The organism is Bacillus cereus group sp. BfR-BA-01453, from assembly GCF_022662915.1.
GTDB lineage: Bacteria > Bacillota > Bacilli > Bacillales > Bacillaceae_G > Bacillus_A > Bacillus_A paranthracis.
The window spans coordinates 30459-49042 of sequence record NZ_JAKUEN010000012.1 but is presented as its reverse complement, the minus strand read 5'-3'; the positions used below and the strand labels follow the sequence as shown (position 1 = coordinate 49042).

Genomic DNA, 18584 nt, shown 5'->3' with positions numbered 1-18584 from the left:
GTAAAGACAGCTGTGTAAGGAGGACTTCTTGTGGGCAAGGTGAAAGAAATTTCGAAGCGAAAGCTACTTGGTATAGCGGGGCTTGGATGGTTATTTGATGCAATGGATGTTGGAATGCTTTCATTTGTAATGGTAGCGCTGCAAAAAGATTGGGGATTAAGTACCCAAGAAATGGGCTGGATAGGCAGCATTAATTCAATTGGTATGGCGGTCGGGGCGCTCGTTTTTGGAATCCTATCAGATAAAATAGGGCGGAAATCAGTCTTTATTATTACATTATTATTATTTTCTATCGGTAGTGGTTTAACGGCTTTAACGACGACACTTGCTATGTTCCTTGTTTTACGATTTTTAATTGGTATGGGGCTTGGTGGAGAACTTCCAGTTGCTTCTACATTAGTATCGGAGAGTGTTGAAGCACATGAACGTGGCAAAATAGTTGTGCTATTAGAAAGTTTTTGGGCAGGTGGATGGCTAATCGCAGCTCTTATCTCGTATTTTGTTATACCGAAATATGGTTGGGAAGTTGCGATGATATTGAGTGCGGTTCCGGCACTATATGCTTTATATTTAAGATGGAATTTACCGGATTCTCCAAGATTCCAAAAGGTTGAAAAAAGGCCATCCGTTATTGAAAATATAAAGTCAGTTTGGTCTGGGGAATATCGTAAGGCAACAATTATGTTATGGATTTTATGGTTTTCTGTTGTCTTCTCCTATTATGGCATGTTCCTTTGGTTACCTAGTGTAATGGTATTAAAAGGATTTAGTTTAATAAAAAGTTTCCAATACGTACTTATTATGACGTTAGCTCAATTACCAGGTTATTTCACAGCTGCTTGGTTTATTGAACGTCTTGGTCGTAAGTTTGTTTTAGTTACGTATTTAATTGGTACAGCTTGCAGTGCTTACTTATTTGGAGTGGCAGAGTCATTAACGGTATTAATCGTAGCAGGCATGTTACTATCATTCTTTAATTTAGGTGCTTGGGGTGCATTATATGCTTATACACCTGAACAATACCCAACAGTTATTCGTGGTACAGGTGCAGGGATGGCGGCAGCATTCGGTCGTATTGGTGGTATTCTTGGACCGCTATTAGTAGGATATTTAGTTGCTTTACAGGCTTCACTATCACTAATATTTACGATTTTCTGTGGATCAATTTTAATAGGCGTATTTGCTGTAATTATACTTGGGCAAGAAACGAAACAACGAGAATTAGTATAAGGTAAAACTTTAATCGGTAAGTGATCTCAATTATTGGTCCGTACCAATTATGTTTTAGAGTAGTAAAACTAAGAGCCCATGTTTTCTCATTCAGTGGGTTTTACTGCCTACAAATAACGGAAAAAAGGGCAGGGGAACCATGATGGTTCCCTTTTTTCTGTTTTTTTAGATAAATAATGGTATAGTAAGAAAAAGGGAATGTTCCTTATAAAAGCGAATGTATACAACAGGACATACGGACAAAAGAATTAGGTGGTTGAAGAAATGAAAATTTTACTGATCATGGAAGATGCAGAAGAGCGAAGAAGTTTAGTTGAAAAATTTACTGAAAATATAAGGAATGTAGAATGTTTTGAAGCAAATACAGGAACAGAATCATTATTTATGATGAAGAAGCATACACCAGATTTTGTTTTTTTAAATTCAAAATTACTAGATGGAACGGGTTTTGAATATGCGAGTTTATTACGGGAAGTAAATTGTTATACGAAATTTATTTTTATGGGTGAAGATATAGAAGAGTCCATTACAGCATTTCGTTTTCAAGCAGTTTATTATTTACTACGTCCATTTCGCGAGGAAGATTTGCAATTCCTTTTATATAGAATGGCTAAAGAGCAAGGTGAGAAAGCAAAGAGCTATTTGCGTAAACTACCGATAGAAGGTCAAGAGGGGATTCGGTATATTTTCCCTGAAGATATTGTATATGTAAGCAAAAATAAGGAAAACAAAACAGTTTCAATTTATACAACAAATAATCAGTATATTTCAACATATACACTCCAGGAGCTAGAAAATAAGCTAAATGCATATGATTTTTTACGTGTGCATAAAAGTTATTTAATTAATATGTCATATGTACAAGAGTTAAAGCCTTACTATAATGGCACATATAATCTGTATTTAGATAAATATGATGAGCAACCGATTCCAGTAAGTCGTAATTATGTGAAACGACTTCGAAATAAAATTGAATTATAGCAGATAATGCGAATTTTTTAACATGATAAACTAAAAATCCTTCATGATAGGGAGGATTCAAGTTAAATATTCAGAAAATTTAGTACAATCCCACTAAGAAATAGTATTGGGGGGATTGTATGTGAGAACATTGAAGTCGATTTTACTTTGGGGAGTTATTGCAGCAGTAGGAGCCGGGGCTTTTGGTGTAATAGCTTTATCACAAGGTGAAACTATTAATGCTGTATGGCTCTTAGTTGCTGCGGTATGTGTGTATGCAGTTGCTTATCGCTTTTATAGTAGATTTATAGCGAGAAAGGTATTCGGTTTAGATAATAATCGACAAACGCCAGCTCATACATTAAATGATGGAAAAGATTATGTTCCGACAAATAAATGGGTATTATTTGGGCATCATTTTGCAGCAATCGCTGGGGCTGGTCCTTTAGTAGGACCGATTTTGGCGGCACAAATGGGATATTTGCCAGGGACAATATGGATTATTGTAGGGGTAGTTGTCGCTGGAGCTGTGCAAGATTTTGTCATTTTATTTGCTTCGATGAGACGTAATGGTAAATCTCTCGGTGAAATGATTAAAGATGAGATTGGTCCTGTTACAGGACTTATTGCAATGATTGGTATTTTAGGCATTATGATTATTTTATTAGCAGTATTAGCATTAGTAGTAGTAAAGGCGCTTGTCGGAAGCCCTTGGGGAATGTTTACGATAGCAGCAACGATTCCTATTGCTATTTTAATGGGAGTATATATGCGCTACATTAGGCCCGGACGGGTTGGTGAAGGGTCAGTAATCGGAATTATCCTACTTATACTGTCTCTTATTGGAGGGCAGTATGTAGCGGAAAATCCAGCGCTTGCAAGCATGTTCACGTTTAGCGGAGAAACAATTGCTATAATGCTTATTGTATATGGATTTATCGCATCGGCATTACCAGTTTGGATGCTTTTAGCACCACGTGATTATTTAAGTACATTTTTAAAAGTCGGAACAATTGTAGGATTAGCAATCGGTATTTTAATTGTAGCACCAGATTTACAAATGCCAGCAGTTTCAAAATTTATTGATGGAACTGGTCCTGTGTTCTCCGGAAACTTATTCCCGTTCTTATTTATTACTATTGCTTGTGGTGCAGTGTCTGGATTCCATGCTCTCGTTTCATCAGGTACGACGCCGAAGATGATTGAGCAAGAGGGACACGCACAGCCAATCGGTTATGGAGCAATGTTAATGGAGTCGTTTGTAGCAGCCATGGCGATGATTGCAGCTTGTGTATTAACACCGGGAACGTATTTTGCAATTAATAGTCCTGCAGCACTTATCGGTACAGATGTCTCGCAGGCAGCTCAAGTTATTTCCTCATGGGGATTTGCTATTACACCAAATGAACTAAAAGATCTCGCCGTAAACGTTGGAGAGCAAACGATTTTATCACGTACAGGTGGTGCGCCAACGTTAGCGATAGGTATGGCATATATTTTCTCACAAGTAATAGGTGGAACGGCAATGATGGCATTTTGGTATCATTTTGCGATTCTCTTTGAAGCACTATTCATTTTAACAACAATTGATGCTGGAACGCGTGTCGGCCGATTTATGATTCAAGATATTTTAGGGCATGTATATAAGCCATTTGGGAAAACGGATTCTACATTAGCGAATGTAATAGCTACAACGTTATGTGTATTAGGATGGGGTTATTTCTTATATCAAGGGGTAGTTGATCCGCTTGGTGGAATTAATACATTATGGCCACTTTTCGGTATTGCAAATCAAATGTTAGCAGGTATTGCATTATTACTTGGAACGACAATTTTATTCAAAATGGGAAAAAAGGCATATGTTTGGGTGACGCTTATTCCAACTATCGGATTGCTTATTGTAACGATGACAGCGGGGTATCAAAAGCTATTTCATGAAAACCCAAAAATAGGATTTCTATCCCACGCAAAGGTGTTTCAAGGAGCGTTAGATGAAGGGAAAGTGTTAGCGCCAGCTAAAAATGTTGCCCAAATGAAGCAAATTATTTTCAATGATTATATTGATGCGGCACTTTGTGGAATTTTTATGATCGTTGTAATCGCTGTATTAATTTCTGCAATTCGAATTTGGATTCAAGTATTAAGAAATAAGCCGATGCCGCTAAAAGAGGCACCATATATCCCTAAAGATGAAAGTGAGTCGAGGAACTATGCTTAAAAGACTACGGCAAGTATGGGGACAAAGGAAACACTTTATTAGCTTACTTGTTGGGGTACCAAGCTATGAAACATATGTAGAGCATATGAAAAAGCATCATCCAGAAGAAGAAGTTGTATGTCAAAAACAATTTTTTGCAGAAGCGCAAGAAGCAAGATTTAATGCAAAGGGCGGAAAAATCTCGCGCTGTTGTTAGTGAAAAGGACGAATTTTCGTCCTTTTTATTTTTTGCTGTTTCACGTGGAACAGCAAAAAATAAATAAAAAGCTTTGGGAATTATAGGTATTTCGTATACAATAAAATAAGGAAAGGGATAGATAGAAAAGTAGGGAGATTATTTTATGTTAAGGGACTTATTTGTAAACACAACCATTATTCTTTCCTTTATTTTTATTGGAGGTCAGCTTTTAAGAGATAAACCGTTAGAAGAAGGGTTCTCTTTTTGGCAGAAATGTGTAGTAGGTATTCTTACTGGAATATTAAGTGTACTGTTGATGTATTTTGGTGTACATATTGAAAATATTATGTTGGATCTACGCTATTTAGCGGTTATTTTGGCAATTATAATCGGAGGTCCGATAGCTAGTAGTATAACAGTTACGATTATTTTGATTACCCGATTATTTTTAACTGAGTATTCTTTAGCCTCTGAATTGGCTTGTTATACGATTATATTGATAGGTGTTGGGATTACTTTCATTTGGCGGATGAAAGCCTCTATATTTACAAAGTGGGTTTGGTTTAATGTATACAGTTTATTTATTTTAGCAGTGCCGCTTTCTATTTTATTTGAGGATATGTCTATAGTAGCACTATATTTAGTTTGTAGTAGTGTTGCAGCATATATCACATTTATAAGTGCAAATTATGTATTGCAATCCAATGAGTTATTTCAAACGATGAAGCAATATGCAACGATAGATGCATTGACAGGTTTAGGAAACGTAAGACAATTTGATTTAGAGATGAATCGTCATATTGGTAATAAGCGTATGACAAATGATTCACTTTGTTTACTACTTATAGATATTGATCATTTTAAGTATATAAATGATACGTATGGACATCCTGCAGGAGATGAAGTATTAAAACAAATAGGTTATATTTTAAGAGAAGTTTCACCGTTCCCAAATTTGGCCTTTCGAAAAGGTGGAGAGGAGTTCGCGCTTTTAATACCAAAAAAGGGAATAGCTTATGGAATGCGTACGGGAGAACAAGTTCGTACAGCTGTTGAAAACCATTCATTTCAGTTGTTAAATGGAACAAAAATAAATATTACAGTTTCAGTAGGCATTTCAGTGTATGAAGAATCTCCAGAGCAATTTATTCAAGCTGCTGATGATGCATTATATTATTCCAAAAGAAATGGTAGAAATCAGGTTAGTTCTGCCTCTTAAAGGTAAGATGACCCGAAGAGCTTATAAAAAACACCCACAGAGAGGAAATATATTCACTCTGTGGGTGTTTTCATTTACAGGTTAGACAAGTTCTTTTGATACAACGAATTTACGATATGCACCGTGATGTGTTGGACCTACGTATTCGTTAATCTTGAATGAATAACGGATAGCAGCTGTAATAAATTCTTTAGCAGTTTTTACTGCTTCTTTCACAGGTTTTCCTTTTGCAAGTTCTGCTGTAATTGCCGCAGAATATGTACAACCTGCGCCATGTGTATTTGTCGTATCAATCTTTTCTGATTCTAGAAGATCGAATGTTTCTCCGTCATATAGGACGTCGATAGCAGTTTCGGTACCAAGCTTGCTACCGCCTTTAATTAGGACGTATTTCGCACCTAAAGCGTGGATTTTTTTCGCTGCTTCTTTCATGTCTTCAAGAGAATTAATCTTTACGCCACTTAATTGGTAAGCTTCAAATAAGTTTGGTGTTACAACTAATGCTTTTGGAACTAGAACGTCACGTAAGCAATCATTCGTTTCAGGATGTAATGCTTCATCAGCACCTTTACATACCATAACAGGGTCCACTACTACATTTTTGAAATTATGTTTTTCGATTGTTTCTGCAACCATTTCAATAATTTCTACTGATCCGAGCATACCTGTTTTTAAAGCATCTACTCCAACACCTTCAATTGTCGTTTCTAATTGTGGTTTTAATGTAGAAGCTGGGATTGGGAATACGTTATGTGCCCAACCGTTATGTGGATCCATCGTTACGATTGTCGTAAGAGATGTCATTCCGTATACACCAAGTTCTTGGAATGTTTTTAAATCTGCTTGTATACCAGCACCGCCACTTGTGTCAGAACCAGCGATAGTAAGTGCTTTATTTAATGTCATTATGAAAGCCCCCTCAGGTGATATAATGGTGAAAACTATGTTTTCACCATTATATCAATGTTACGAATAAGTACAAAGTGAAAAGTAGATGATTTATGTTAGAGGCTATGTAAAATCTTGTATGTAGGAGACGAATTATGTTTCAAGAGAATCGTACAAATGAATTAGTTATATTAAAAGAAATTGCAGAAACGCTAAATACATCAAATGATACATACCATGTATTGCAAGCAGTGCTAGAAAAATTACTTAGTGTAACAGGTTTAACGACAGGATGGATATTTCTTGCGGATGAAAATGGTAGGTATACAAAATTAATTGATTATCAATTACCAGAGGCACTTACATATGAAAACAAACGTCCGATGTGTGAAGGGGAATGTTGGTGTTTACGTGGCTTTGTGGAAGGAAAACTAGAGCGAGCTGTTAATATTATTGAATGTAAAAGAATTAATAATGCAATTGAATATAATTGGGGAGATACAGAAGGAGTTCTTCATCATGCTACTGTTCCTTTAAAGGCTGGGGGAGAGAAATTTGGTTTGTTAAATGTGGCAAGCCCAGGTAAAACACATTTTTCAGAAGAAGAATTAGTATTGCTTCAATCAGTTGCCTTCCAAATTGGAACAGCTTTAAAACGAGCAAAGTTATATGAAAATGAAAAGCGAAGAGCGCATTATTATGTGAAATTAGAACGGTTCATTCAAGTTTTAAGAACGATTCATCAATTTAATATATTGCCTGAAAAAGTTGTAGATCAATTAGGTGAAGTGTTTCAGTGGAATCAAGTCGCATTCTTTATTAGGGAAGAGAAAGAATTATCCTTGCGGGCATCTTATTGCCAGGAAGAATGGCAGGAGGATATAAAAGAAGCGGCGAAAGAAGCGTTAGAAAAAGGTGAACCTATTTTATTAAACGATCAAATCAGTCATAAGATTGCCTCTAATAGGACGGTTATCGCCACCCCAATACAGATTCAAACTCACATATTTGGTGTTTTATGTGTTAGTTCAAATAATGGTGAATTTGATGTAAATACGTTAGATGTACTTCAAGCAATAACAAATCATATTTCTTTCGTGATAGAAAATTTAAGGTTAAATGAGCAACGACGTGAACTCGTACGAATGGAAGAAAGAAATCGATTAGCAAGGGACTTACATGACTCTGTTTCACAAAAGTTATTTTCGTTAACCTTTATGACAAAAGGCGCTGAGGCGGTTTTAAAAGGTCAAAACGAAAAAGTGGATCGATCTTTGCATGACATGCGTGAACTAGCGCAAGGAGCTTTAAAAGAAATGAGGACGTTAATTTGGCAATTACGTCCAGCGGGTTTGGAGAAAGGATTATTACCAGCTTTAAAGCAATATGGTGAAAGTTTGGGATTGAAAATTCGAGAACAAGTTACAGGTGTCCGTGATTTGCCACGCGTAGTAGAGGAAGCGCTATGGAGAATTGGACAAGAAGCTTTAAATAATGTAAGTAAGCATGCAAATGTTAGAGAAGCGACGATTTATTTCAAAGTGACGGAGAAGAATGTATCATTAGAAATAGTCGATCAAGGAACCGGCTTCGTAGAAAAGAATATAAAAGAGAAGAAATCACTTGGCATGACTACGATGCGAGAAAGAGTAGAATTAGTCGGTGGAACAATTAAAATTGTAAGTGATAAGAAAAGGACAAGTGTAAAAGTAAACGTACCATTATGATGTGAAAATGAGGGAAGTTTGTGAAAATAAAAGTATTGTTAGTTGATGATCATACAGTCGTTTTAAAAGGATTAGCATTTTTCTTAAGTACACAGGAAGATATAGAGTTAGTTGGAGAAGCAAGTAATGGGAAAGAGGCACTAATGAAAGTAGGGGAGACGAATCCTGATGTTGTACTAATGGATTTATATATGCCCGAAATGGATGGTGTTGAGGCGACAGCGTGTATTAAAAAAGAATATCCGGATGTGAAAGTAATTGTATTAACTAGCTTTTCTGATCAGGCGCATGTGTTACCAGCATTAAGGGCTGGAGCAAGCGGGTATATTTTAAAAGATGTAGAACCGGATCAGCTTGTTGAGGCTATTCGAAGTGCATATAAAGGTAATATTCAATTACATCCTGATATAGCAAATGCTCTTCTCTCTCAAACATTACCTGTAGAAGAAAAGGAAGAAGAGCCTTCTATTCAAGTGGATGTGTTAACAGCGAGAGAAAATGAAGTATTGCAGCTATTAGCGAAAGGGATGAGTAATAAAGAAATCGCTTCTGTTTTAGTTATTACGGAAAAAACGGTAAAAGCTCATGTAAGTAGTATTTTGAGTAAGTTGAATTTATCTGATCGTACGCAAGCAGCATTATATGCAGTAAAAAATGGAATTGTATAAGACGAAAGTCGTAAGACCTAGTTCGCCTTTAGAAGGTGGACTTTTTTTATGGAAAAATACGTCTATGTGAGGACGAAATTGTCTTGATATAAAGATAAAATATGTTTGTAAGCAACAAAACAACAATTACAAGGGATACCTTTTTGAAAGCATATAACAACAGAAGAGTTAGTACTAGGAGGAAAACATAATGACAAAAGTTTTATTCGTAAAAGCAAACAACCGTCCAGCGGAACAAGCAGTTAGTGTAAAATTATATGAAGCGTTTTTAGCAAGTTACAAAGAAGCGCATCCAAACGATACAGTAGTAGAACTTGATTTATATAAAGAAGAATTACCATACGTAGGCGTAGACATGATTAATGGTACATTCAAAGCAGGTAAAGGATTTGATTTAACAGAGGAAGAAGCAAAAGCAGTAGCAGTTGCTGATAAGTATTTAAATCAATTCCTAGAAGCTGATAAAGTCGTTTTCGGTTTCCCATTATGGAACTTAACGATTCCAGCGGTACTACACACATATATTGATTATTTAAATCGTGCTGGTAAAACGTTTAAATATACGCCAGAAGGTCCAGTTGGTCTAATTGGAGATAAGAAGATTGCATTATTAAACGCGCGCGGCGGTGTATATTCTGAAGGTCCAGCAGCAGAAGTAGAAATGGCTGTTAAATATGTAGCAAGCATGATGGGCTTCTTCGGCGCAACAAACATGGAAACAGTAGTTATTGAAGGACATAACCAATTCCCAGATAAAGCAGAAGAAATCATTACAGCTGGTCTTGAAGAAGCAGCTAAAGTAGCAAGTAAATTTTAATTGAAAATAGAATCGTCACTCAAAAGAGTAGCATTAACAGATAAACGTTAATGCTACTTTTTTATATTTTAAGTTCGTCAGCTAGTTTTTCTAACTGAATTCGATCTTGTATGTAATAGGTTCTTCCATCTTTCTTTAAGTAATTTTGTTGGCAAAATTGGTTTAATACATATAAAAGGTGACGGTAGCTAACATTTAAGTATTCCGAAACCTCAGTATGTTTTTCTATATAACTGTTATTTTGTTCTGTTAATAGAATAAACGCCGCTAATCGATTTTCGAACGGATAACTATTATTTTTAGCATAACTTTCTGTTCGGGTAATGGTTTTCTCACCGATAAATTTGCATAGTTTCTGTAGAAAGGTAGCATCTTGTAACAAAAGATGCTGACAATCTTTAAGAGGAAGCGCTAAGCATATACAATCTTCAATTACTTCCACCGTTTTCGTAACAGATTCTACGCCAATTAATCCTAATTCCCCAATGAACGAAGGTGCCTGAATAAAGTTAATCAAGGAGACCTTTCCGTTTTTGTGACTCATATATATTTTTGCTTTCCCAGAAATTAAGTAATAAAGATAAGGAACATCGACCCCTTCATTACATATCTTTTCTCTCTTCTGAAAGGAATGTAGTTCAGCATACGGTAAGATATCAAAAGAAAAAAGAGTATGGAAATTGTAAGTTTGTATGTAATGAGAGATTTCTTCGCTATTTCTGCTGACTTTCATGTTTTCACCTCATGTTTAGTATGAGATATCTCCTATTATTTTTACAAGAAAGAATGATACGATTTACGTAAATTTGTTTTTGTAGAAAAGAGAGTGTGAAGGGCTTATGAAAAAATATAAAACATTATTATTCGATGTAGATGATACATTGTTGGATTTTCAAAAGGCAGAAAAATCGGCATTACGTATGCTTTTTGAAGAGAAAGGGATGTCTCTAACTAGCGAGATTGAAGCGCAATATAAAAAAATTAATAAAAGTCTTTGGACTGCTTTTGAAGAAGGTGAAATAAATCGTGATGAAGTTGTAAATACACGATTTTCAATTTTGTTTAAAGAATACGGGGAAGAAGTAGATGGGATATTATTCGAAAATAATTATCGCAGTTACTTAGAAGAAGGAAATCAGCTCATGGAAGGTGCTTTACAATTTATAAATCAAATTCAAAGTGAGTACGATTTATATATAGTGACAAACGGTATTTCTAAGACGCAAGATAAACGTTTGCGTAATGCAGGGTTACATGCCTTGTTTCAAGATATTTTCGTTTCTGAAGATACAGGTTATCAAAAGCCGATGAAAGAGTATTTTGATTATGTTTTTGAAAGGATTCCTAATTTTGCTCCTGAAGAAGGGCTCATTATTGGGGATTCGTTAAGCGCTGATATGAAAGGTGGATATGTAGCGGGAATTGATACTTGTTGGTTTAATCCAGAAAAAAAATCCAATCATAGCGAGATTGTGCCAACGTATGAAGTGCAAAATTTTGAGGAATTACACGCACTATTGAAGCAACATGTGTAATAAAAATAGGCAGTGGAACTTTTGTCCCTACTGCCTATTTTTATTCGTTTGTAGCTGTGTTGTTTTTAGGAAGTGGAAATGCATTGCCAATCGCTGCCGCTCCAAGCATCGGTAAGAGTAAATTGAGCGGGAAAAACATGAGTAATAGTAATGTTATAGCAATTGGTTTTCTTAATGCATAGCTTGAAATTGCTGTCGTTACGATGGCAACAGATGCTACTGGGTCTATAGGAAGAATAGATGCTACAGCATATCCGATACTTGACCCAGAAAATATAATTGGGAAGATATGTCCACCTCGCCACCCTGTGTTTAAGCAAACGGCAGTAACGCACAACTTTAAAATCCCTGAAAGAAGTAGTATCCAAAAAGATAAATGGCTCCATTCAACAACTAATTCTTTTAATTGATGTTCCCCTGAAAATAATGTGTAAGGAAGAAAAGTTCCCGCAATTCCTAATAAAATACCACCGATAATTCCGAGTGTCAGTTTGTATTCCCTAAAAGGGTGAATGAATTTCTCTAATTTGAATTCTAACTTGAAATAAAAGAAACCAACTATAGCACCGATACTAGCAAGTGGAAGAAATGCGATCCATTCATTGAAAGAAAGTGCACCTTCCCCGAAATCAACAATAAAGGATCCACGATTATCGAGTTTACTCAGTAGTAAATAAACAGAAAAACCTGCGAAAGTAGTAGCTAAGTATACAATTGCTTTTTTTCCTTTAGAAAAAGCAGCAATTTGTTCACCCTCATTTTCATTCGGTGCTAAATAACCGAATAATGGTGCGTTAAAAATGACACTTAAAGTAGCGCCAACTCCGATCTCGGTTAGCTCATTCATACCCTTTAAGGCAAATTTAAAGCGATCCCCTACCCATGTGCACAGTCCACCTATAATTCCAACTAGTGCGGCTTCTGGACCAAGACTAGCTCCAAAAATTAAAACAATAATCGCTGTTAAAGTAGCTCGATGGACAAAGCGATATTCGATTCGACCAGTTTTTTTATATTCAGCCATCACTTCAGGCATAAGGCGTGGGTATGTACCGAAATGTTTTTGTGATAGACCAACAAGGATCCCACCAATTATTGTTACGCAAAGGGTGTAATAAGAGGGAAAAGAGAGAACTTCAGGCAAGTATCCCCAAATAAAGTGGATTCCAATATTTATTGTGACTAAAAATAACCAGACTGTAGCTCCTACTATAGATCCTAGAAGAATGCCATATAGAGCAAGTATGTACTGCATATCTTTTTTATTTGTCATGTTATACCTCCGTTATGTAAATCTTGGTAGGGAAAAAGTGAAATATACTAGTGGAAAATGGATTGAATATATATAGTATCTTTTTGAGAAGATGGCCTATTCAACATATAGACTAACTTTTGGGGAATTTGAATTATAGGTTAAATTACTTATTTAATTTTATAGACTGATTTGAGGTTTTTAAAGGTCTTTTTTGAAATAGACTAGAATATATTTCTTTTGTTGCTTTATATGAAACTGTTAACATTTATTTTAGAACATTCAGAAAAACTAATTGACATTAGGAAATTATTGCTATAAAATCAACGGTAATTGCATAGTCTTATCAAGAAAAGGTGGAGGGACAGGCCCGATGAAACCTTGGCAACAGCCGTATAACGGAATTGTGCCAAATCCTGCAGGTAATAATCCTGAGAGATAAGAAAGAGCCTTTAGAGCGTGTTTTCAAACTGCTCCTTTCTTGTTTTCAGGAAAGGGGCAGTTTTTTATTTTGTATAAAAGAAAGGAGAATGAGAAATGGGAGAATCATGGGGGAAAGGAACGATTTGTGTGCAAGGTGGCTATACGCCAAAGAATGGAGAACCGCGTGTTTTACCGCTTTATCAAAGTACAACGTATAAATACGATACTTCGGATGATTTAGCAGCGCTATTTAATTTAGAGGCAGAAGGATATATCTACACGCGTATTGGAAATCCTACTTTAGCTGCATTTGAGCAAAAGTTAGCGGATTTAGAGGGTGGTGTAGGTGCTGTTGCAACGGCTTCTGGGCAAGCTGCTATTATGCTTGCTGTTTTAAATATTTGTAGTAGCGGAGACCACTTGCTTTGTTCTTCCACAGTTTATGGCGGGACGTTTAATTTATTTGGGGTGAGTTTGCGTAAGCTTGGCATTGATGTTACGTTCTTTAATCCAAATTTAACAGCTGATGAAATTGTGGCCCTTGCTAATGATAAGACGAAACTCGTTTATGCAGAATCGCTAGGAAATCCGGCGATGAACGTTTTAAATTTCAAAGAATTTTCAGATGCAGCGAAAGAGTTGGAAGTACCTTTTATCGTGGATAATACATTAGCAACTCCTTATTTATGCCAAGCATTTGAACATGGAGCAAATATTATCGTTCATTCTACGACGAAATATATTGATGGTCATGCAAGTTCGTTAGGTGGCATTGTAATTGACGGAGGGAACTTCGATTGGACAAACGGGAAATATCCTGAACTAGTTGAACCGGATCCAAGTTATCACGGCGTAAGTTACGTTCAAAATTTTGGTGCAGCAGCTTATATTGTGAAGGCACGTGTTCAATTATTAAGAGACTACGGAAACTGTATGAGCCCATTTAATGCGTATATTAGCAATATCGGCTTAGAAACATTGCATTTACGAATGGAGCGTCATAGTGAAAATGCTCTTGCAGTTGCTAAGTGGCTCGCTGATCATGAACGTATTGAATGGGTGAACTATCCGGGATTAAATAGTAATGAAAATTACTCGTTAGCACAAAAGTATTTGAAAAAAGGTGCTAGTGGTGTTTTAACATTCGGCATTAAGGGAGGATTAGAAGCAGCAAAAGAATTTATTTCAAATGTAAAACTAGCAACTCTCGTAACACATGTGGCTGATGCGCGAACTTGCGTTATACATCCTGCTAGTACAACGCATAGACAATTAAGTGCCGAAGATCAGCGCTTAGCTGGCGTCACATCAGATTTAATTCGTTTATCAGTTGGTATAGAAGATGTTTCGGATATTATTGCAGATTTAGAAGCAGCGCTAGTCGGAGGCAAACAACATGCCGATCATAATTGATAAAGATTTGCCAGCTCGCAAAGTGTTGCAGGAGGAAAATATTTTTGTAATGACAAAAGAGCGAGCAGAAACACAAGATATCCGGGCATTGAAAATTGCTATATTAAATTTAATGCCTACAAAGCAAGAAACAGAAGCGCAATTACTTCGTTTAATTGGAAATACACCGTTGCAATTAGATGTTCATTTACTTCATATGGAATCGCATTTGTCTCGTAATGTTGCACAGGAACATTTAACGAGTTTCTATAAAACATTCCGTGATATTGAGAATGAGAAATTTGATGGACTCATTATTACAGGAGCACCAGTTGAAACCCTTTCTTTTGAAGAGGTAGATTATTGGGAAGAGCTTAAACGTATTATGGAGTATTCAAAAACGAATGTAACATCTACGCTTCATATTTGCTGGGGGGCACAGGCTGGCTTGTATCATCATTATGGCGTTCAAAAGTATCCTCTTAAGGAAAAAATGTTTGGTGTATTTGAACATGAAGTTCGTGAGCAACATGTGAAATTGTTACAAGGGTTTGATGAGTTATTTTTTGCCCCGCATTCTCGTCATACGGAAGTACGAGAGAGTGACATTAGAGAAGTGAAGGAGTTAACGTTATTAGCCAACTCTGAGGAAGCGGGCGTTCATCTTGTTATTGGGCAAGAAGGAAGACAAGTGTTTGCGCTCGGTCATAGTGAATATAGTTGTGATACGTTAAAGCAAGAATACGAACGAGATCGTGACAAAGGGTTAAATATTGATGTGCCGAAAAACTATTTTAAGCATGATAATCCAAATGAGAAGCCGCTTGTAAGGTGGAGAAGCCATGGAAATCTATTATTCTCTAATTGGCTAAATTATTACGTGTATCAAGAAACCCCTTATGTATTATAAAAAAAGATTGTGTCGCACGTGGCAACGTTTTCTTTGTAAAGATTAACTTTTATTTTTCCGAATGTTCTAAAAACATTGTTTTTCAGATTTTTTGCTCATATAATTTCATCTAAACACAATTTTTGAGGGGTGGACAGTATTATGAAAGAAATTCAAGTTGGCTTATTAGGTCTTGGGACAGTTGGTAGCGGTGTAGTTCGTATCATTACAGATCACCAAGAGCGACTTATACACCAAGTAGGTTGTCCTGTAAAAGTAACGAAAGTGCTAGTACAAAATATTGAAAAAGAGAGAGAAGTAGAGGTACCTTCTACTCTATTAACGCAAAATGCAAATGAAATTTTAGACAATCCAAACATCGACGTTGTCATCGAAGTAATGGGTGGCATTGATGATGCAAAAGCATATATTTTGCAAGCTTTACAAAGCGGGAAGCATGTTGTGACTGCTAATAAAGATTTAATGGCGTTACATGGAGCGGAACTATTAGCGGTAGCAAAAGATAATAAAGCAGATTTGTTTTATGAAGCAAGTGTAGCCGGAGGGATTCCGATTTTACGAAGTATTGTAGAGGGACTTTCTTCAGATCTTATTACGAAAGTAATGGGAATTGTAAATGGAACGACAAATTTTATTTTGACGAAAATGTCAGATGAAGGGAGAGCATATAACGACGTGTTAAAAGAAGCCCAGCAACTTGGATTTGCAGAAGCGGATCCAACATCAGATGTAGAAGGTTTAGATGCAGCAAGAAAAATGACAATTTTGGCTACCCTTGGTTTCTCTACAAATGTAGAGCTTGGAGATGTCAAGGTAAAAGGGATTACTTCTATTACAGAGGAAGATATCGAATACAGTAAGAGTTTAGGTTACACGATTAAACTAATCGGTCTTGCGAAGCGAGATGGTGAAAAATTAGAGGTTACAGTTGAACCGACTTTACTTCCAAATACACATCCTCTTGCGGCCGTGCAAAATGAATATAACGCTGTATATGTGTATGGTGAAGCAGTTGGAGAAACGATGTTTTATGGACCAGGTGCAGGAAGTTTACCGACAGCAACAGCTGTTGTTTCCGATTTAGTAGCTGTAATGCAAAATATTAGATTAGGGGTAACAGGAAATAGTGCTGTAGTCCCGCAATATCAAAAAGTATTAAAAGAGCCAGACGAAATTGTTGTGAAGAAATTTTTAAGACTTCATGTGAAAGATGAAATTGGTGTATTTGCAAAAATTACTTCGTTATTCTCTGAGCGTGGGGTTAGCTTTGAAAAAATTATTCAAATGCCACTTGAAGAGAAAGGAAAAGCTGAAATTGTAATTGTAACGCATCGTGCTTCTCTTGCTGATTATGATTATATTCTACATACATTGCAATCGTATGAAGAAATAGATTGTTTGAAAGCAAATTATCGAATTGAAGGAGATGCAAAGTAGTATCTCCACTAATAAAGAACCTATTAAGCGGCTTGCTTAATAGGTTTTTTTCTATTTAAAATGTGCGTACCGACTTGAATAAATGCTTGAATAATCCAACCAGTTGTAAAGGATAAGATGATTGTACCGAAATAAATGGGCCCATCTAATAAGAAACTTAATGTTAAAAATAAGAATGCTAACGAAATTTCCGTTCTTCTAAATGTCCATTTCTTTTTCTCAGCAACTGTTAAAACGAAGGCTTCTTGAGGTGCTGCGCAAAGATTTGTAGAGACGTAAAGACCAATTCCAGCTCCAACGAATAGATTTCCGCAAATAAGTGTTATATATTTTGGAAGAGAACGGATAGTGTCCATAATAGTTGTAATGGAACCGATCCAATCAACAAAAAGAGAAATAAGAACCATTGTTACAATTGTACCGATCGTAATTTGTTTTTTATTCCAAAAGAGTACGATAAGGGTAAAAGCAAAGTTAATCATGAAAATCCAAAAACCGATACTTATCCCGAAATTTTGATATAGTGCAATAAAGAAGGAATCATAAGGGCTAAGTCCAAAGGAAGTAATGGTCGTCATCATATTAATACCGATGGCGAGAATGAGTAGACCGCCAATGAAAAATATATATTCTAATTTGAATCGAAACATAGTTGTATATCCTTTCAAAATGTATTTGCTAGGAAAGGATATATTGTGGAAAGCTTACCAGGTCAAGGGAGAATTTTTGCAGGGAAGGGGAAAATGAGATGACGAATATAAGAAAGATTGCTGAACTCGCTGGAGTATCTATTTCAACTGTTTCACGTGTACTAAATAATCATCCTTATGTGAATGAACAGAAACGAAAAGAAATTTTAGCGATTATAGAAGAGTTAAATTATACGCAAAATGTGAATGCAATTCATTTAGTGAAAGGAAAAACGAATGTAATTGGCGTTTTATTACCACACGTAAATGATCAATATTATAGCGCTATTATTGAAGGAATATCAAAGGAAACAGCAAAGAATAATTATAATATGATGCTTTGTCAGACGAATTATAGCGAGGAAAGAGAATTAGAAATTTTGAATATGTTAAAAATGAAAAAGCTTGATGGGGTTATTATATGTTCTCGGGCAAATAGTAAGGAGAAGCTTGAAGAATATACGAAATTCGGCCCTATTGTTATGTGTGAAGAAATAGATTCAAAATGCATTTCAAGTGTACATGTTGATTACTATAAAGTGTTTTCACAAGGGATGAAAAACTTAATAGATGCTGGTCATACACGTATTGGGTATTGCATTGGAAGAAGTAATAGCATTAATAGCCAGAGAAGAAAACAAGCATATGCGGATTCACTTCAACAGATTGCTGAAAAACCGATAGGAACTTGGAAGTTTGAAGGCTGTTTTACGGTGGAAGATGGGCGTAATGTAATTAGGGAGTGGGCCTCTATGTCAGTAAAGCCAACTGCGTTTCTTGTATCTTGTAACCATATTGCAGCGGGAATGGTAACGGAGGCGAAAAAACAAAGAATTCGTATTCCAGAAGATGTTACGATTATCGGTTGTGATGATCAAGATGTAGCAGACATTTTAGGTATTACGACGATTTCATATTCTAGTAAAAATGTTGGCGTGAAGGCATTTGAATTATTATATGAAAAGATTAATGATGAGCAAATAGATGTAAAGCACGTAGAGTTATTGCCAGAATTCGTACAAAGGGAAACAACATAATAGA

At 36.0% G+C, this 18584-nt stretch carries 17 protein-coding genes and 1 riboswitch; of the genes, 13 read left to right on the top strand and 4 right to left on the bottom strand.

Annotated elements, in window-relative coordinates:
* Window positions 1–30: 30 nt before the first annotated feature.
* The 5 genes from MR070_RS20465 (at window position 31) to MR070_RS20445 (ending at window position 5805) form a co-directional block, all read left to right on the top strand.
* On the top strand, window positions 31–1230 hold the full coding sequence (locus MR070_RS20465) for an MFS transporter (protein ID WP_000521096.1): 1200 nt from the start codon (window positions 31–33) through the stop codon (window positions 1228–1230).
* Window positions 1231–1494: 264 nt separating this feature from the next.
* Complete coding sequence (locus tag MR070_RS20460) at window positions 1495–2211, top strand: LytR/AlgR family response regulator transcription factor (protein ID WP_000698252.1); 717 nt, start codon at window positions 1495–1497, stop codon at window positions 2209–2211.
* Window positions 2212–2332: 121 nt separating this feature from the next.
* On the top strand, window positions 2333–4408 hold the full coding sequence (cstA, locus tag MR070_RS20455) for a carbon starvation protein CstA (RefSeq protein WP_044791881.1): 2076 nt from the start codon (window positions 2333–2335) through the stop codon (window positions 4406–4408).
* Window positions 4401–4604, top strand: coding sequence for a YbdD/YjiX family protein (locus MR070_RS20450; protein ID WP_000919824.1), 204 nt, complete (start codon window positions 4401–4403; stop codon window positions 4602–4604). The genes cstA and MR070_RS20450 overlap by 8 nt, the downstream gene beginning before the upstream one ends.
* A gap of 145 nt (window positions 4605–4749) precedes the next feature.
* On the top strand, window positions 4750–5805 hold the full coding sequence (locus MR070_RS20445) for a GGDEF domain-containing protein (protein WP_242261927.1): 1056 nt from the start codon (window positions 4750–4752) through the stop codon (window positions 5803–5805).
* 81 nt (window positions 5806–5886) lie between these two features.
* Here the strand turns inward: MR070_RS20445 and pdxK are convergent, their stop codons facing one another.
* A complete protein-coding gene (pdxK, locus tag MR070_RS20440) occupies window positions 5887–6711 on the bottom strand; it encodes a pyridoxine/pyridoxal/pyridoxamine kinase (RefSeq protein WP_000174252.1) in 825 nt (274 codons plus the stop codon).
* Window positions 6712–6848: 137 nt separating this feature from the next.
* Between pdxK and MR070_RS20435 the strand changes: the two genes are divergently transcribed.
* The 3 genes from MR070_RS20435 (at window position 6849) to MR070_RS20425 (ending at window position 9905) form a co-directional block, all read left to right on the top strand.
* Window positions 6849–8420, top strand: a complete 1572-nt coding sequence (locus MR070_RS20435; protein ID WP_242261926.1) for a GAF domain-containing sensor histidine kinase — start codon at window positions 6849–6851, stop codon at window positions 8418–8420.
* Window positions 8421–8440: 20 nt separating this feature from the next.
* Window positions 8441–9088, top strand: a complete 648-nt coding sequence (locus MR070_RS20430) for a response regulator (RefSeq protein WP_000695784.1) — start codon at window positions 8441–8443, stop codon at window positions 9086–9088.
* Window positions 9089–9278: 190 nt separating this feature from the next.
* On the top strand, window positions 9279–9905 hold the full coding sequence (locus MR070_RS20425) for an FMN-dependent NADH-azoreductase (protein ID WP_000170050.1): 627 nt from the start codon (window positions 9279–9281) through the stop codon (window positions 9903–9905).
* A 61-nt stretch (window positions 9906–9966) separates the two neighbouring features.
* Here the strand turns inward: MR070_RS20425 and MR070_RS20420 are convergent, their stop codons facing one another.
* Window positions 9967–10638: a transcriptional regulator YeiL gene (locus MR070_RS20420; RefSeq protein ID WP_074608032.1), complete on the bottom strand. Its 672-nt coding sequence runs from the start codon at window positions 10636–10638 to the stop codon at window positions 9967–9969.
* Window positions 10639–10744: 106 nt separating this feature from the next.
* Between MR070_RS20420 and MR070_RS20415 the strand changes: the two genes are divergently transcribed.
* Window positions 10745–11440, top strand: coding sequence for a YjjG family noncanonical pyrimidine nucleotidase (locus MR070_RS20415; RefSeq protein WP_070807249.1), 696 nt, complete (start codon window positions 10745–10747; stop codon window positions 11438–11440).
* Between the two features lie 40 nt (window positions 11441–11480).
* Here MR070_RS20415 and MR070_RS20410 read toward each other — a convergent pair whose 3' ends face one another.
* Entirely contained in the window at window positions 11481–12713 is a 1233-nt protein-coding gene (locus MR070_RS20410; protein ID WP_242261925.1) for a chloride channel protein, read from the bottom strand.
* A gap of 319 nt (window positions 12714–13032) precedes the next feature.
* A riboswitch (SAM riboswitch) is annotated at window positions 13033–13137 on the top strand.
* Window positions 13138–13229: 92 nt separating this feature from the next.
* On the opposite strand from MR070_RS20410, the gene MR070_RS20405 reads away from it, so the two are divergent.
* The 3 genes from MR070_RS20405 to MR070_RS20395 all read left to right on the top strand — a co-directional run bounded on the left by MR070_RS20405 (window position 13230) and on the right by MR070_RS20395 (window position 16854).
* Window positions 13230–14528 carry a bifunctional O-acetylhomoserine aminocarboxypropyltransferase/cysteine synthase gene (locus MR070_RS20405; RefSeq protein WP_242261924.1) on the top strand — a complete coding sequence of 433 codons (1299 nt, stop codon included), beginning with the start codon at window positions 13230–13232 and terminating at the stop codon, window positions 14526–14528.
* Complete coding sequence (metA, locus tag MR070_RS20400; RefSeq protein ID WP_001121522.1) at window positions 14512–15417, top strand: homoserine O-acetyltransferase MetA; 906 nt, start codon at window positions 14512–14514, stop codon at window positions 15415–15417. Before MR070_RS20405 ends, metA begins: the two co-directional genes overlap by 17 nt.
* A 141-nt stretch (window positions 15418–15558) precedes the next feature.
* Window positions 15559–16854 (top strand): homoserine dehydrogenase, encoded by a 1296-nt coding sequence (locus tag MR070_RS20395; protein WP_044791889.1) that lies wholly within the window; start codon window positions 15559–15561, stop codon window positions 16852–16854.
* Window positions 16855–16877: 23 nt separating this feature from the next.
* Here MR070_RS20395 and MR070_RS20390 read toward each other — a convergent pair whose 3' ends face one another.
* Entirely contained in the window at window positions 16878–17504 is a 627-nt protein-coding gene (locus tag MR070_RS20390; protein WP_242261923.1) for a YczE/YyaS/YitT family protein, read from the bottom strand.
* A gap of 98 nt (window positions 17505–17602) precedes the next feature.
* Here MR070_RS20390 and MR070_RS20385 point away from each other — a divergent pair, with 98 nt between their 5' ends.
* On the top strand, window positions 17603–18580 hold the full coding sequence (locus tag MR070_RS20385) for a LacI family DNA-binding transcriptional regulator (protein WP_242261922.1): 978 nt from the start codon (window positions 17603–17605) through the stop codon (window positions 18578–18580).
* Window positions 18581–18584: the final 4 nt, after the last annotated feature.